At 66.2% G+C, this 15,467-nt stretch carries 13 protein-coding genes; 4 read left to right on the forward strand and 9 right to left on the reverse strand.

Annotation, left to right across the window (positions count from 1 at the left end):
* Positions 1-2 precede the first annotated feature (2 nt).
* Entirely contained in the window at positions 3-2,336 is a 2,334-nt protein-coding gene (locus tag PRtIB026_RS12555; protein WP_203652675.1) for a fimbria/pilus outer membrane usher protein, read from the forward strand.
* Positions 2,333-3,301, forward strand: coding sequence for a spore coat U domain-containing protein (locus PRtIB026_RS12560; RefSeq protein WP_203647343.1), 969 nt, complete (start codon positions 2,333-2,335; stop codon positions 3,299-3,301). Before PRtIB026_RS12555 ends, PRtIB026_RS12560 begins: the two co-directional genes overlap by 4 nt.
* Before the next feature lie 162 nt (positions 3,302-3,463).
* Here PRtIB026_RS12560 and PRtIB026_RS12565 read toward each other — a convergent pair whose 3' ends face one another.
* From PRtIB026_RS12565 to PRtIB026_RS12575, 3 genes are all read right to left on the reverse strand, one after another.
* Positions 3,464-4,612: a M14 family metallopeptidase gene (locus tag PRtIB026_RS12565; protein ID WP_203647342.1), complete on the reverse strand. Its 1,149-nt coding sequence runs from the start codon at positions 4,610-4,612 to the stop codon at positions 3,464-3,466.
* A 186-nt stretch (positions 4,613-4,798) separates the two neighbouring features.
* Complete coding sequence (locus tag PRtIB026_RS12570; RefSeq protein ID WP_203647341.1) at positions 4,799-5,314, reverse strand: DUF4880 domain-containing protein; 516 nt, start codon at positions 5,312-5,314, stop codon at positions 4,799-4,801.
* Between the two features lie 663 nt (positions 5,315-5,977).
* Positions 5,978-6,292: a DUF6124 family protein gene (locus PRtIB026_RS12575; RefSeq protein WP_203647340.1), complete on the reverse strand. Its 315-nt coding sequence runs from the start codon at positions 6,290-6,292 to the stop codon at positions 5,978-5,980.
* Positions 6,293-6,381: 89 nt separating this feature from the next.
* Here PRtIB026_RS12575 and PRtIB026_RS12580 point away from each other — a divergent pair, with 89 nt between their 5' ends.
* Positions 6,382-7,086: an XRE family transcriptional regulator gene (locus PRtIB026_RS12580; protein ID WP_203647339.1), complete on the forward strand. Its 705-nt coding sequence runs from the start codon at positions 6,382-6,384 to the stop codon at positions 7,084-7,086.
* A 130-nt stretch (positions 7,087-7,216) separates the two neighbouring features.
* On the opposite strand, the gene PRtIB026_RS12585 is transcribed toward PRtIB026_RS12580, so the two are convergent.
* The 4 genes from PRtIB026_RS12585 to PRtIB026_RS12600 are packed head-to-tail and all read right to left on the reverse strand — an operon-like array spanning position 7,217 to position 12,769.
* Positions 7,217-9,169: an acetyl-CoA carboxylase biotin carboxylase subunit gene (locus PRtIB026_RS12585; RefSeq protein WP_267813860.1), complete on the reverse strand. Its 1,953-nt coding sequence runs from the start codon at positions 9,167-9,169 to the stop codon at positions 7,217-7,219.
* Positions 9,166-9,975, reverse strand: coding sequence for a gamma-carboxygeranoyl-CoA hydratase (locus tag PRtIB026_RS12590; protein WP_203647338.1), 810 nt, complete (start codon positions 9,973-9,975; stop codon positions 9,166-9,168). Before PRtIB026_RS12590 ends, PRtIB026_RS12585 begins: the two co-directional genes overlap by 4 nt.
* A 3-nt stretch (positions 9,976-9,978) precedes the next feature.
* Positions 9,979-11,586 carry a carboxyl transferase domain-containing protein gene (locus tag PRtIB026_RS12595; protein WP_203647337.1) on the reverse strand — a complete coding sequence of 536 codons (1,608 nt, stop codon included), beginning with the start codon at positions 11,584-11,586 and terminating at the stop codon, positions 9,979-9,981.
* Between the two features lie 19 nt (positions 11,587-11,605).
* On the reverse strand, positions 11,606-12,769 hold the full coding sequence (locus PRtIB026_RS12600; RefSeq protein WP_050706477.1) for an isovaleryl-CoA dehydrogenase: 1,164 nt from the start codon (positions 12,767-12,769) through the stop codon (positions 11,606-11,608).
* A gap of 284 nt (positions 12,770-13,053) precedes the next feature.
* On the opposite strand from PRtIB026_RS12600, the gene PRtIB026_RS12605 reads away from it, so the two are divergent.
* The gene (locus tag PRtIB026_RS12605; protein WP_267813861.1) at positions 13,054-14,724 is read left to right on the forward strand and encodes an AMP-binding protein; all 1,671 of its coding nucleotides are present in this window, start codon (positions 13,054-13,056) and stop codon (positions 14,722-14,724) included.
* Here the strand turns inward: PRtIB026_RS12605 and PRtIB026_RS12610 are convergent.
* Positions 14,699-14,959, reverse strand: a complete 261-nt coding sequence (locus PRtIB026_RS12610; protein WP_267813862.1) for an acyl carrier protein — start codon at positions 14,957-14,959, stop codon at positions 14,699-14,701. The two genes, PRtIB026_RS12605 and PRtIB026_RS12610, sit on opposite strands and share 26 nt — an antisense overlap.
* Positions 14,960-15,177: 218 nt before the next feature.
* The gene (locus tag PRtIB026_RS12615; RefSeq protein ID WP_267813864.1) at positions 15,178-15,345 is read right to left on the reverse strand and encodes a hypothetical protein; all 168 of its coding nucleotides are present in this window, start codon (positions 15,343-15,345) and stop codon (positions 15,178-15,180) included.
* Between the last annotated feature and the right edge of the window lie 122 nt (positions 15,346-15,467).

Consider the following 15,467-nt stretch of genomic DNA (forward strand, 5'->3'; position numbering starts at 1 on the left):
GGGTGCGGGTGGCAACGCACCGGTTGTGGCTGGGCCTGGCGGTGCTGGGGCCCGGCCTGGGCGTGGCCGACGAGCTGCCGCCGCCGCCCTCGGAACATGCCGCCATCGCCGACGCCACGCTGTACCTCGACCTGCTGGTGAACCAGGTGGCCAAGGCTGAGCTGGTGCCGGTGCAGCAGCGCGCCGGGCGCCTGTACCTGGCCAGCGAGGTGTTGCGCGAGGCGGGCGTCAGGCTGCCGGGCGAGCCCCAGGGTGAAGTGGCCCTGGACGAGATCCCCGGCCTGCACAGCGACTACGACAGCCAGAACCAGCGCCTGCTGCTGCAGGTGCCGCCGGCCTGGCTGCCCGACCAGCAGGTCGGCGAGCGCAACCTGTACCCGGCCAGCGACGCCCGCAGCAGCTTCGGCGCCTTGCTCAACTACGACGCCTATCTCAACGACACCGATGAGGGCGGCAGCTACCTGGCCGCCTGGAACGAGCTGCGCCTGTTCGACGACTGGGGCACCTTCTCCACCACCGGGCAGTGGCGCCAGTCGTTCAACGGCGCCCAGGCCCAGGGTCGCCAGGGTTTCCTGCGCTACGACACCACCTTCCGCTACACCGACGAGCAGCGCCTGCTCACCTATGAGGCAGGCGACCTGGTGACCGGCGCGCTGCCCTGGACCACCTCGGTGCGCGTGGGCGGCCTGCAACTGTCCCGCGACTTCGGCGCCCGTCCCGACCTGGTCACCTATCCGCTGCCGGCCTTTGCCGGCGAAGCCGCCGTGCCGACCTCGCTGGACCTGTTCATCAACGGCTACAAGAGCAGCAGCACCGAACTGCAGCCGGGCCCCTACACACTGACCAACGTGCCGTTCATCAACGGCGCCGGCGAGGCCGTGGTGGTGACCACCGACGCCCTCGGCCGGCAGGTGTCGACCACCTTGCCGTTCTACGTCACCAGCAGCCTGCTGGCCAAGGGGCTGTCGGACTTCTCGGTGGCCGCCGGCAGCCTGCGCCGCGACTATGCCGTGCGTGACTTCGCCTATGGCCCGGGCGTGGCCTCGGTGACCTTGCGCCACGGGGTGTCCGACTACTTCACCCTGGAAACCCATGCCGAAAGCGCCGAGTCGATGATGCTCGGCGGCCTGGGCGGCAACCTGCGCCTGGGTACCTTCGGCGTGCTCAACGCGGCGCTGACCCAGAGCCGTTTCGAAGGCGATACAGGGCAGCAGGTGGCGCTGGGCTACCAGTACAACAGCCGGCGCATCGGCTTCAACTACCAGCGCGTGCAGCGCCACGGCGACTACGCCGACCTGTCGCTGGTCGACAGCCCCTTCACCCGCCTGAGCCAGCGCAGCGAGCAGGCCACCCTGAGCCTCAACCTGGACCGCTACGGCAGCCTCGGCGCCGGCTACTTCGACGTGCGCGCCGGCGACGGCACGCGCACGCGGCTGATCAACCTGAGCTGGAGCAAGCCGCTGTGGCGCAACAGCAGCCTGTACCTGTCGGCTAACCGCGAGGTCGGTGACAGCCAGTGGGCGGTGCAGGCGCAGCTGGTGATCCCCTTCGACCTGCGTGGCACCCTGGCCTTCAGCGCCGAGCGCAGCAAGGACGGCCAGGACCTGCAGCGGGTCAACTACAGCCAGGCGGTGCCGGTGGGCGGCGGGGTGGGCTACAACCTGGGCTACGCCACCGGCGGCAATCGCGATGACTACCGCCAGGCCGACCTGACCTGGCGCCTGCAGTCGGTGCAGTTGCAGGTGGGCGCCTACGGCAGTAGCGGCGAGATGACCCGTTGGGCCGATGCCAGTGGCTCGCTGGTGCTGATGGACGCAGGTTTGTTCGCCGCCAACCGCATCGACGACGCCTTCGTTGTGGTCAGCACCAGCGGCTACGCCGACGTGCCGGTGCGCTACGAGAACCAGCAGATCGGCCGCACCGACCGCAACGGCCACCTGTTGGTGCCGTACAGCAGCGGCTACTACCGCGGCAAATACGAGATCGACCCGATGGACCTGCCCGCCGATGTGCTGGCGCCGCAGGTGGAGCAGCGCGTGGCGGTGCGTCGTGGCAGTGGCTACTTGCTGGAGTTCCCGCTCCAGCGTGTGCTGGCGGCGAGCCTGGTGCTGGTCGATGCTGACCAGCAGGAGCTCAAGCTGGGCAGCCGGGTGCACCACCAGGAGAGCGGCGGCGAGGCGGTGGTGGGGTGGGATGGGCTGGTCTATCTGGAGAACCTGTCAGCGCACAATCGCCTGCAGGTGGACAAGGCTGATGGCGGGCAGTGCCAGGTGGCGTTTGACCTGCCTGAAGGGCAGGGCCCGATTCCGCTGATCGGCCCGCTGGTGTGCCGATGAACTGGCTGGCCAGGGGGTGCCTGGCGGGGCTGCTGCTGTTGCCAGGGCCGGCCTGGGCGTTGTGCTCGGCGGTGGCCACCGCGCCGGCGGCGTTCGGATCGGTCAACTCGACGCTGGTGCGCACCACGGTGCAGAGCGCTTCGAGCACCAACGCTGGCCTGCAATGCACCGGTTCGCTGTTGTCGTTGCTGGTCAGCAGCGACCATTTCTACGCCACCATCACCTCTTCCAGCAGCGGCCTGGTGGGGCCGACCGGCGATGTGATCCCCTATACGATCTACGCCAACAACACCACCAGTTACCCGATCAGCCGGGGCGTGCAGTTCGACTTTGCCCGCAATGGCATCATCGACGCACTGGGCCTGCTCAACGGCACCACGCCCAAGACCGTGCCGCTGTACCTGAAGACCGTGGTCGGCGCCAACGTCGCCGCCGGCCTGTACCAGGAAACCCTGAACATCGCCTGGAGCTGGAACTACTGCTCGGGTATCGGTATTGGTGCCATCTGCCTGGGGCGCGACATCGGCAGCGGCAACCAGACCCTGCTGGTCAGTCTCACGGTGACCAACGACTGCCAGATCACCACGCCCAACATCAGCTTCGCCAGCGCGCCGGTGGTGGCCGGGTTTGGCACGGTGAACCAGAGCGTGAGCGTGTCGTGCACCAAGGGCAGCAACTACACGGTGGGGCTGGATGACGGGCAGAACGTCTCGGGCGGACGGCGGCGGATGAAGTCCAGTGCCAACAACTACCTGGCCTACGACATCTTCAAGAGTGCCGGCGTGGTGCGCTGGGGCTCGGTGGGCGCGGCGCGGCGCTCGAGCAGCGATGCCGAGGTGAACCCCGGGGCGGGAACCGGGACCGGGAGCCAGGTGTTCAACTACAACGCCAAGGTGTACACCGACCAGGCCACGCCGCCGGCGGCGACCTATACCGACAGTGTGATTCTGGATGTGCAGTTCTGAGTGATGCAACTTGCCGTGCGCCCCCCCTGTGTAGGAGCGGCCTTGTGCCGCGAAAGGGCTGCGAAGCAGCCCCGGCAATACCTGCCGCGACGCTGAGATCCTGGGGCTGCTCCGCAGCCCTTTCGCGGCACAAGGCCGCTCCTACACAGGGAAGCGTGCTGCTCAGCGCAGATCGCCAACCATCTTCAGCAACGTCTCCAGCACCGCCCCGGCCAGCGCCTTCGAGCGCTCGCCCGACCAGCCGGTGCGCGGGTTCGGCGCATCGTCGTGGTCCTTGAACGGCATCTCCAGGGTCAGCGACAGGCAGTCATGGGCCTGGCCCACGGCATTGCACGCCAGGGTCATGTTGGCCTGGCCCGGCTCGTCGCGGGTGTAGCCATACTTCGTCTGGAAGTCCGGGGTCAGGCTGCACAGGGTGCTGCGGAACTGTTCTTCCAGTTTGGCGATGCGCGGCGTGTAGCCGGGGTTGCCCTCGCAGGCCGCGGTGAACACATGGGGGATCTCCTCGTCGCCATGGGCGTCGATGAACGCATCCACGCCATGCAGCTTCATCTGGCTCTGGGCGAAGAACACCTCGGGGCTCAGTTCGACGCTGGCGTCCTGCCAGGCGCGGTTGAGGTCCTTGCCCTTGAAGTTGGTGCGCAGGTGGCCGAGGAAGGCGCCGTCCGGGTTCATGTTGGGGATCAGGTACAGGTCGGCCTTGGCCAGCAGATCCTGGACAATCTTGTCGTTGGCCTCGAGGCGATCGATCACGCCTTCCATGAACCACTCGGCCATGTGCTCGCCCGGGTGCTGCTGGGCGATGATCCACAGCTTGCGCTTGCCGGTCGCACCATTGCCCGCGCGTAGCAGCGGAATGTCGCGCCCCTGCACGCTGCGCCCGCTGGCCAGCAGCTCGACGCCCGGGATCTGCTTGGCGCGCTCGATCAGCTGGTTGTGCCGGGCGCGCGGGTAGGGCTCGAAGTAGGCGAACCAGGCCTGCGCCTGTTCAGCCTTGAAGTCGAAGCTCAGGGCCTTGCCGTCGAACTGGCTGGGCACGCGGAACCAGGTCTGCTGGTCGTAGGAGGCCACGGCGTGGTAGCCGGTCCAGGCGTTCTTGTAGGAGGACTCATGGGCGTTGTCCAGGCTGAAACGATGGACCTGGCCCGGGGTCAGGCCACTGACCTTGAAATGGAACCACTGGAAGTGGTCGCTGTGGCTGTCCTTGCGGATGTTCAGGTGGACGTGCGCAGGGTTGCTGGCGTCCAGGACCAGGATGTTGCCGGAGTCGAAATCGCAGTCGATGTGCAGCGGGGAGAGCGTCACGGTCATTGCCAGCCTCCTGTTGGCGTTGTTGTGACTGTACTCTACACCGCTTGGCGGCGGGGGTGCGCAGGTTAATTGGACTGGGGGCGCTCTGCGCCCCCTTCGCGGCACAAGGCCGCTCCTACAGAAGTGCGCGGTTTCCTGTAGGAGTGGCCTTTTGCCGCGAAGGGCTGCAGCGCAGCCCCAGGCTCTTCAGGCCAGTAGCCCCAGCGCTACAAGCGCCGCAACACCAAGCCCGACGGCAATCGAGCAGCCACCCAGCGACAGCGCCGCACGCCCTTGCCGGTACCAGCCGTCATGGCCCAATTGCCGGGCCGGGGCGAGCAGGCTGCGCCAGCGCAGTTCGGTTTCGTGGAAGGCGCGCAGGTGGTCGGGGGCGGCATCCAGCCAGCGGCGGAAGTCGATGCGTTCGCTGGCTGTCACCTGCGGGCTCTGCAGGCGCACGTACCATTGGCCGGCGATGCTGGCCAGCGCGTCGCCGGGGGCGCGGGCGGTCTGCAGGGCCTGGTTCATATGGCGCTCGATGCTGATCAGCGGCAGGTCCAGGCGTTCGGCGATGGCGGCGAAGCCCTGCTGGTCGAGGCGGTTGAGCAGGAAGACTTGCTGGACCCGGCGCGGCAGGCGCTTGAGCGCATGCAGCAGCGCGTCCTCGCCATGCTGTTCGGCGGTGCGCGGGTCGTGCTCGAGGGGCAGCAGCAGGCGGGTCATGGACAGCTCCTTGCTCATTAAGGAAAGGGGTGGGGGCATCTTCCTTGATGCAGAATCAGCTTAAGCTAAACGAGATTGATTCTCAAGTGCTGATTCCGCAAAGATTTGTAATGAGCGTTCACGTCCTGACACAGTTTTGCTATCATCGCCGCCATCAACGATCTTCATTAGCCTGAAGAGCCAAAAAAAATGACCCGGCAAAAAGCCGGGTCAAAAACCGTGATTAGCCTGATGAGGAGATAATCTGAGCGTCCGACCTGAGGACGTTGCAGGTTATCCAGCGGGTCTCGCGACCTGCTGAGTGCAATAATAATCGTTATCATTTGCCAGTCAAATGATTTTTCCGCGATTGGCAAAAAAATATCTAACTGACGCACACCTCGTCCCCGGCAATCGGGGCTTTTGCCGTTCGTCGGCTATCACGTTCTCCCTTCACAGCCATCCCTTTCAAGCTTTGCGATTTTTGGGATATGGCTGTTCCTATTCAAGATTGCCGGGGTCGCTTTGCGACCCTTTCGCGGCACAAGGCCGCTCCTACAGGAGACCGCGCGCCCCTGTAGGAGCGGCCTTGCCGAGGCGTCGGACCGGCCGGAAAAGGCTGCAAAGCAGCCCCGGCAAATCCAAGCCGGACGCCAATTATCAGCACCTTGAAAGGGCTGTCCTTCAGATCGATGCCTTTTCCGTGGCGTGGCACTGCTCGAGCAGGGCGCGGGCCATGTTGACCATGTGCATCAGCGCAAACACTACTTCCCGCGTCGTGCCCTGCAGATGGTTGCCGGTTTCCTGTGCTGTGGCCGACGCGCAGCGCAGCAGGGCCATGGCATGGTCGCAAGCCTGGGCGTTGCTGACGCCATCGCGCAGGGTCCATAGCGAACGCTCCAGGTCGCGGGGCGTGGGGGTGGGGTTGAGGTAGAAATCGAGGGCGCGGCGGGCTGCTTCTTCGTCGAGATCTGTTTCCGTTTCTTTCGAGATGCTCATCCTGATTACCTGCGAATACCAATAGGTGAAAGGTGAAGTCCGATTCTAATACCTAAAGTATTGAAATGTGTTTAGGCAAATACTACTTGATGTGTATTGAACGCAGGGAGGCAGTCCGTATCGTGCCTGCGATGAATATGGACAAATGGATAGCTCTGGTCCGGGAACGGATCGAGGAGCTCGATATCTCCCAGGAGCAGCTTGCCGAACGCGTTGGGGTTTCCCAGGGCAGCATCGGCCATTGGCTGAAGAAACGCCGTCAGCCTCGGGTCGACTCGATGAACCGCACGTTCATCGAGTTGGGCATGCCGCATTACCAGGTCAGCATGCAACTGCGTGTGCTGGGGCAGGTGGGTGAGGAGCGGGCGCGTTATGGCCTCGATGACGACGATGACGACGGGCTGGCGAAATACTTCGTGTGTTTCCGCTATCCGGTACGTGACTGGAGCACCTTGGGTCAGCAGGAGCAGGAAGCGCCGGAGGTCTTCGAGCAGACTGACTACCTGGCCCAGGGCAAGGCGTTCTGGCTGACGGTCGAGAACGACACCATGAGTGTCGCCAGTGGCAGGAGCGTGCCCGAGGGGGTTCGAATCCTGGTCGATGATGGTGTGCCCGCCGAGCCGGGGCGTCTGGTGATTGCCCGGCTGCCAGGCAAGTCCGCGATCTTTCGGCAGTTGACCGAGGAGGGTGGGCAGCGGTATCTGAAGGCGCTCAACAATGCCTATCCGACTTTGGTGTGCGAGGAGGGCTGCGAGTTCCTTGGTGTTGTGGTGCGGATGCACGGGGTGCTCTAGATCGCCGGGGCTGCTGTGCAGCCCTTTCGCGGCACAAGGCCGCTCCTACAGGAAACCGAGCTTCCCTGTAGGAGCGGCCTTGTGCCGCGAAAGGGGCGCAAAGCGCCCCTAGCTCAACCTTCAAAGCTCGTTAAGCCTCCAACTCGACCAACACTGTCCCTTCGCTGACCATATCCCCCTCCTGGCAGAACAGTGCCTTCACTGTCCCGGAGTGCGGCGCCCGAATGCTGTGCTCCATCTTCATCGCCTCCAGCACCACCAGCGCGGTACCGGCCTCGACCACCTGCCCCGGCTCCACCAGTACCCGCACGATACTCCCGTTCATTGGCGCACCCAGCCCGCCCTGATGGCTGTGGCTGGCTTCCGCCGCCGCAATCGGGTCATGGACGCTGACCGCATGCAACTCACCCTGCCACTGCAGGTACAGCGTGCCGCCCCGACGCACCGCCAGGTGACGACGGCGCAGGCCGTCCACGTCATGACACAGCTGCTCCCCCTCCAGGCGATAAGTCGAAGGCGCGCTGCGCTCCAGTGCCACCGCCTGTTCATGCCCGTCGCACTGCAAATGCAGGCTGCTGCGCGCCGGCAAGCCCAGGCGCAGGCCATCACGGGCCGCCCACGGTGAAGCGCGGTCGTCCTGGCGCTGCAGCGCAGGCTCGCCTTGCAGCCACGCCTCGGCGGCAGCCTCCCAGAACTGCGCCGGCAGCGCCTGAGGCGCAGGCAGCAACATATCCTGGTGACGCGGAATGAACCCGGTGTCCAGCTCCGCCTCGGCAAACGCCGGGTGTGCAAGGATGCGACGCAGGAAGGCGATATTGGTCTTCAACCCGCCAATGGCGAACTCATCGAGCATCGCCAGCAACCGCAGGCGCGCCTGCTCGCGGTCCTGGCCCCAGGCAATCAGCTTGCCCAGCATCGGGTCATAGAACGGCGACACCACATCGCCTTCGCTGACGCCGCTGTCCACTCGGCGGCCTTCGCCCGGTGCCGACTCGCGGTACAGCGCCAGGGTGCCGGTGGCCGGCAGGAATTCGTTGGCCGGATCCTCCGCGTACAGCCGCACCTCGATGGCATGGCCGATCAGCGGCACCTGCTCCTGGGTGATCGGCAGCGGCTCGCCGCAGGCCACGCGGATCTGCCAGGCCACCAGGTCGAGCCCGGTGATGGCCTCGGTGACCGGATGCTCCACCTGCAGGCGGGTGTTCATCTCCATGAAGAAGAACTCACCGCGGGCATCGAGCAGGAACTCGACGGTGCCGGCGCCCACGTAGCCGATGGCCTGGGCGGCGCGCACCGCGGCCTCGCCCATGGCCTTGCGCAGCTCGGGAGAGAGGCCCGGTGCCGGCGCTTCCTCGACCACCTTCTGGTGGCGGCGCTGGATCGAGCAGTCACGCTCGTTGAGGTACAGGCAGTTGCCGTGCTGGTCGGCGAACACCTGGATCTCCACATGACGCGGCTTGAGCACGTACTTCTCGACCAGCATGCGCGCATCGCCGAACGACGACTGCGCCTCGCGTTGCGCCGAGGCCAGGGCGTCGGCCAGCTGGCTCTCGTCCTCGACCACCTTCATGCCCTTGCCGCCGCCCCCGGCGCTGGCCTTGAGCAGCACCGGGTAGCCGATGCGCTCGGCGGCGGCGCGGAAGGTCTCAAGGTCCTGGGCCTCGCCGTGGTAGCCCGGTACCAGCGGCACGCCGGCGGACTCCATCAGCGCCTTGGCCGCCGACTTGCTGCCCATGGCATCGATGGCGCTGGCCGGTGGGCCGAGGAAGATCAGACCGGCCTGCTCGATGGCGCGGGCGAAACCGGCGTTCTCCGACAGGAAGCCATAGCCCGGGTGGATCGCCTGGGCGCCGCTGGCCTTGGCGGCGGCGAGCAGCTTGTCGATCACCAGGTAGCTTTCGGCGGCCTTGGTGCCACCGAGGTCGACACGGATATCGGCCTCGCGGCTATGGCGCGCATCGCGGTCGGTGACGCTGTGCACGGCCACGGTGGTCAGGCCCATGGCCTTGGCGGTGCGCATCACCCGGCAGGCGATCTCGCCGCGGTTGGCGACCAGCAGGGTGGTCAGCGTGGGTCGGCTCATGAGCGCGGCTCCTTGTTGTCTTGCCAGGCGGGGCGGCGTTTTTCCAGGAAGGCGCGCAGGCCTTCCTGGCCTTCGGCGCTGACGCGGATGCGGGCGATGGTGTTCTCGCAGTAGCGGCGCAGGGCCGGGCTCAGTTCGCCGGCGTCCACCTCGCGCAGCAGGTCCTTGGTGGCGCGCAGCGCCTGCGGGCTGTTCTGCAGCAGGTTGTCGACCCAGGCTTCGACCTGGGCGTCCAGCTCGGCGGCCGGGTACACCTCGGCCAGCAGGCCCAGCTCACGGGCGCGCACGCCGCTGAAGCGCTCGGCGGTGAGGGCATAGCGGCGGGCGGCGCGCTCGCCGATGGCCTTGACCACGAACGGGCTGATCACCGCCGGGGCCAGGCCGATGCGCACTTCCGACAGGCACAGCTGCGCGTCCTCGGCGCCGATGGCCATGTCGCAGCAGCTGATCAGCCCCAGCGCGCCACCGAAAGCGGCGCCTTGCACCACGGCCAGGGTCGGCGTCTTGAGCCGGTGCAGGGCATACATCAGCTCGCCCAGTTCGTGAGCGTCGTCCAGGTTGGTGTTGAAGTCCAGCTGCGCCGACTGCTGCATCCAGGCCAGGTCCGCGCCGGCGCTGAAGTGCCGGCCACGGCCGCGCAGCACCACGAAGCGCAGGCTGGCGTCTTCGGCCAGCTGGTCGAGGGCGACGATCAGTTCGCGGATCATCTGCGCATTGAAGGCGTTGTTCTTGTCTTCCCGGCTCAGCCACAAGGTGGCGAAGCCGCGAGGGTCCTTGACCAGTTCAAGGGTGGCGAATTCGCTCATGGGTCACATCCGGAAAATGCCGAAGCGGCTCTGTTCGATCGGGGCGTTCAGCGCGGCGGACAACGCCAGGCCGAGCACGTCGCGGGTCTGCGCCGGGTCGATGACGCCGTCGTCCCACAGCCGGGCGCTGGAGTAGTAGGGGTGGCCCTGGCGTTCGTACTGGTCGAGGATCGGCTGCTTGAGCTTCTTCTCGTCTTCGCTGCTGAACACCTCGCCACTGCGCTCGCTCTGTTCGCGCTTGACCTGGGCCAGCACGCCGGCCGCCTGTTCGGCGCCCATCACGCCGATGCGGGCATTGGGCCACATCCACAGGAAGCGCGGGTCGTAGGCGCGGCCGCACATGCCGTAGTTGCCGGCGCCGAAGCTGCCGCCGATGATCACCGTGAACTTCGGCACCTGGGCGCAGGCCACCGCGGTCACCAGCTTGGCGCCGTGCTTGGCGATGCCGCCTTCCTCGTACTTCTTGCCGACCATGAAGCCGGTGATGTTCTGCAGGAACAGCAGCGGGATGCCGCGCTGGCAGGCCAGCTCGATGAAGTGCGCGCCTTTTTGTGCAGCTTCGGCGAAGAGGATGCCATTGTTGGCCAGGATCGCCACCGGGTAGCCGTGCAGGTGGGCGAAGCCGCACACCAGGGTGGTGCCGAACAGCGCCTTGAACTCATCGAACACCGAGCCGTCGACCAGACGGGCGATTACCTCGCGCACATCGAACGGCTGCTTGGCGTCGGCCGGGACCACACCGTACAGCTCCTCGGCGTTGTACAACGGCGCGATCGGCGCCTGGCACTGCAGCTTGCCCTGCTTGTGCCAGTTGAGGTTGGCGACGCTGCGCCGGGCGATGGCCAGGGCGTGCTCGTCGTTATCGGCGTAATGGTCGGCCACGCCGCTGGTGCGGCAGTGCACGTCGGCGCCACCGAGGTCCTCGGCGCTGACCACTTCACCGGTCGCGGCTTTCACCAAAGGCGGGCCTGCGAGGAAGATGGTCGCCTGCTGGCGCACCATGATCGCCTCGTCGGCCATGGCCGGCACATAGGCGCCACCGGCGGTGCACGAGCCCATCACCACGGCGATCTGCGGGATCCCCAGGGCGCTCATGTTGGCCTGGTTGAAGAAGATCCGCCCGAAGTGCTCGCGGTCGGGGAACACCTCGTCCTGGCGCGGCAGATTGGCGCCGCCGGAGTCCACCAGGTAGATGCACGGCAGGCGGTTCTGCAAGGCGATGGTCTGGGCGCGCAGGTGCTTTTTCACCGTCAGCGGGTAATAGGAGCCGCCTTTGACCGTGGCGTCGTTGGCCACGATCATGCACTCCACGCCTTCGACGCGGCCGATGCCGGCGATCACGCCGGCGGCCGGCACGTCTTCGCCGTACACCTCATGGGCGGCCAGCTGGCCGATCTCAAGAAACGCCGAGCCCGGGTCGAGCAGGCGGTCGATGCGCTCGCGGGGCAGCAGCTTGCCCCGCGAGGTATGCCGCTCCTGGGCCTTCGGTCCGCCGCCCTGACTGACCTGGGCGAGCAGGCCGCGCAGGGCCTGGACCTGTTCGAGCATGGCCGCGCTGTTGGTGGCGAATTCCGCCGAGCGCGGGTTGATCTGGGTATGCAAGGTAGCCATGGACGCCGGTTCCTTGTGCTCAGCGGGTTTCGTTGAACAGTTCGCGGCCGATCAGCATCCGGCGGATCTCGCTGGTGCCGGCGCCGATCTCGTACAGCTTGGCGTCGCGCAGCAGGCGGCCGGCCGGGAACTCGTTGATGTAGCCGTTGCCGCCAAGGATCTGGATCGCTTCCAGGGCCATCTGCGTGGCGCGCTCGGCGGTGTAGAGGATCACCCCGGCGGCGTCCTTGCGGGTGGTTTCGCTGCGGTCGCAGGCCTGGGCCACGGCGTACAGGTAGGCGCGGCTGGCGTTGAGCTGGGTGTACATGTCGGCGATCTTGCCCTGGATCAGCTGGAACTCGCCGATGCTCTGGCCGAACTGCTTGCGGTCATGGATGTACGGGACTACCAGGTCCATGCAGCTCTGCATGATGCCGGTGGGGCCGCCGGCGAGCACCACGCGCTCGTAGTCCAGGCCGCTCATCAGCACGCGCACGCCGCCGTTGAGCTGGCCGAGGATGTTTTCTTCCGGTACTTCGACGTCATCGAAGAACAGCTCGCAGGTGTTGGAACCGCGCATGCCGAGCTTGTCGAACTTGTTGCTGCGAGTGAAGCCTTTCCAGTCGCGCTCGACGATGAACGCGGTGATGCCGTGGGGGCCCTTGTCCAGGTCGGTCTTGGCGTAGATCACGTAGGTGTTGGCGTCGGGGCCGTTGGTAATCCAGGTCTTGCTGCCGTTGAGCACGTAGCGGTCGCCGCGTTTTTCGGCGCGCAGCTTCATCGACACCACATCGGAGCCGGCGTTGGGCTCGCTCATGGCCAGGGCGCCGATGTGCTCGCCGCTGATCAGCTTGGGCAGGTACTTGAGCTTCTGCTCGTGGGTGCCGTTGCGGTTGATCTGGTTGACGCACAGGTTGGAGTGGGCGCCGTACGACAGCGCCACCGAGGCCGAGGCGCGGCTGATCTCTTCCATCGACACCACGTGGGCCAGGTAGCCCAGGCCGGCGCCGCCGTATTCTTCCGGCACGGTGATGCCCAGCAGGCCCATGTCACCGAACTTGCGCCACATGTCGGCGGGGAACAGGTTGTCGTGGTCGATCTGCGCGGCGCGCGGGGCCAGTTCGGCGGCGACGAAGGTGCGCACCTGGTCGCGGAGCATGTCGATGGTTTCGCCCAGGGCGAAGTTCAGGCTGGGGTAATGCATGGGGGCACCTTCTTGTTCTTGAAATTCGAGGTACCACGCCGGCCCTGTAGGAGCGGGCTTGCCCCGCGATGCCCGTCAGAACGGCCAGCAGTACTGCCTGGTCCGGCCTCATCGCGGGGCAAGCCCGCTCCTACAGGGTCGGCGTGATGCGTGGTTGACGTTAACGTAAGCCTGCCTCTCGAGCGTGTCAATCGGAACGTCACCTTTACGTAAACGTAAATCTGCGCCAGAGTAATTGCCGCCTGCTTCAGTCATGCCCAGAACAACCACAAGAAGGGACAACCATGCCTCAACCAAGCTACACGCGCGGCCGTCAAGACAAACCATTGCTCACCCTGACCATCGGCCAGGCCTTCGATGCCACCGTCGCCCTTCACGGCGAGCGCGAGGCGCTGGTGGTGCGCCACCAGGGCGTGCGCTACAGCTGGCGCGAGCTGGCCGCCGAGGTCGATGTGCATGCCCGGGCCTTGATGGCGCTGGGCGTGGAGGTGGGCGAGCGGGTCGGCATCTGGGCGCCCAACTGCGCCCAGTGGTGCATCCTGCAGCTGGCCACGGCCAAGGTCGGCGCGATCCTGGTCAACATCAACCCGGCCTATCGGGTGGGCGAGCTGGAATACGTGCTGCGCCAGTCCGGCTGCCGCTGGCTGGCGTGCGCCGATGCCTTCAAGACCTCCGACTACCACGCGATGGTGCAGGAGCTGGTACCTGAGCTGGCGGTCCATGCCGTGGGCGAGCTGGCCAGCGAACGCCTGCCCGACCTGCGCGGGGTGATCAGCCTGGCCGTCGAACCGCCCACGGGCTTCTTGCCCTGGACCGCGCTGGCCGGGCGGGCAGGGCAGGTGGAACTCGCCGCCTACGAGGCCCGGCAACAGGGCCTGCAGTTCGACCAGCCGGTGAACATCCAGTACACCTCCGGCACCACCGGCGCGCCCAAGGGCGCGACCCTGAGCCACTACAACCTGCTCAACAACGGCTACATGGTCGGCGAGAGTCTGGGCCTGACCGAGCAGGACCGCATGGTGATCCCGGTGCCGCTGTACCACTGTTTCGGCATGGTCATGGGCAATCTCGGTTGCATCACCCACGGCAGCACCCTGATCTACCCCAACGACGCCTTCGACGCCGAACTCACCCTGCGCGCCGTGGCCGAGGAGCGCGCCAGCATCCTCTATGGCGTGCCGACCATGTTCATCGCCATGCTCGATCACCCCAGCCGCCCCGTGCTGGACCTGTCCAGCCTGCGCAGCGGCATCATGGCCGGCGCCACCTGCCCGATCGAGGTGATGCGCAAGGTCATCGAGCAGATGCATATGGCCGAGGTGCAGATCGCCTACGGCATGACCGAGACCAGCCCGGTCTCGCTGCAGACAGGTCCCGACGATGGCCTGGAGCTGCGCGTGACCACCGTGGGCCGCACCCAGCCGCAGCTGGAGACCAAGCTGGTGGACGCCGACGGGCGCATCGTCCCACGGGGCGAGATCGGTGAGCTGTGCACCCGGGGCTACAGCGTGATGCTCGGCTACTGGGACAACCTGCAGGCCACCCATGACGCCATCGATCCGGCCGGCTGGATGCACACCGGCGACCTGGCGGTGATGGATGACGAGGGCTACGTGCGCATCGTCGGGCGCAACAAGGACATGATCATTCGCGGTGGCGAGAACATCTACCCGCGCGAGCTCGAGGAGTTCTTCCATACCCACCCGGCGGTGGCCGAGGCGCAGGTGGTGGGGATTCCGTGCAGCAGGTATGGCGAGGAGGTGGTGGCGTGGATTCGCCTGCACCCCGGGCACAGTGCCAGTGCCGAGGAACTGCAGCTGTGGTGCAAGGCGCGGCTGGCGCATTTCAAGACGCCGCGGCATTTCCGCTTTGTCGATGAGTTTCCGATGACGGTGACGGGGAAGGTGCAGAAGTTTCGGATGCGCGAAATCAGCGTGGAGGAGCTGGGGGGCTAGGCATCGCCTTGTAGACCAGGTCGATCAGCTCGGCAAAGGTGGTGTAGGTCTGGACTTGATGGGGAATGAAGATGCCGAATGTCTCCTCCACGATGGCTTGCAGTTCCACCACGTCGAAACTGTCGGCGCCCAGTTCGTCCATGGCGATGTTCGGGCGGATTTGGTGCAGGCTCTGTTCGAGGAAGCCGGCGAGGATCCATTGCAGGTGGAAGGCGATGTAGAGGCGCGAGCGCATGCCGGAGGTGACCGTCAGAGGGCGGTGCTTCTCTTTACGTGGCTTCGTGAGCGGGCGCCACTGGCAGAAATGCCAGGTGCATCGGGCGCAGCTTTGTGCTGTCAGGACCGGCCTCATCGCGGGGCTAGCCCGCTCCCACAAGTGCCGTGTCGCCTGCGTGGGAGCGGGCTAGCCCCGCGATGGGGCCGACTCAGGCGGTCAACATTCCACAACCTTGTCTATCCTCTACCTTTCACCGGCGGCTCCTCGCTCGGCGGATCGCCCACGGTCGGCGGCAGGGTCGGCTTGATCGGCAGCTCGTCCGGATCCTCTTCAGGCGCCGGCGGCGGCAAGGTCGGGTCGTCGATGTTCGGGTCGGGTGTCTCCGGTGGAATGGGAATGTTCATGGGCCTGGCCTCGCGGGATGAATGAAGCGGTGTCGCAGGCTTTGACCCAGGCCTGCGCCCGACGCTCATTTTTTTTGAACCCCCGCGCCCGACCACGGCTCTGAACCCTTACCGCCACCAGC

The sequence above is a fragment of the Pseudomonas sp. RtIB026 genome, assembly GCF_016861355.2.
Classification (GTDB): Bacteria; Pseudomonadota; Gammaproteobacteria; order Pseudomonadales; family Pseudomonadaceae; genus Aquipseudomonas; species Aquipseudomonas peradeniyensis.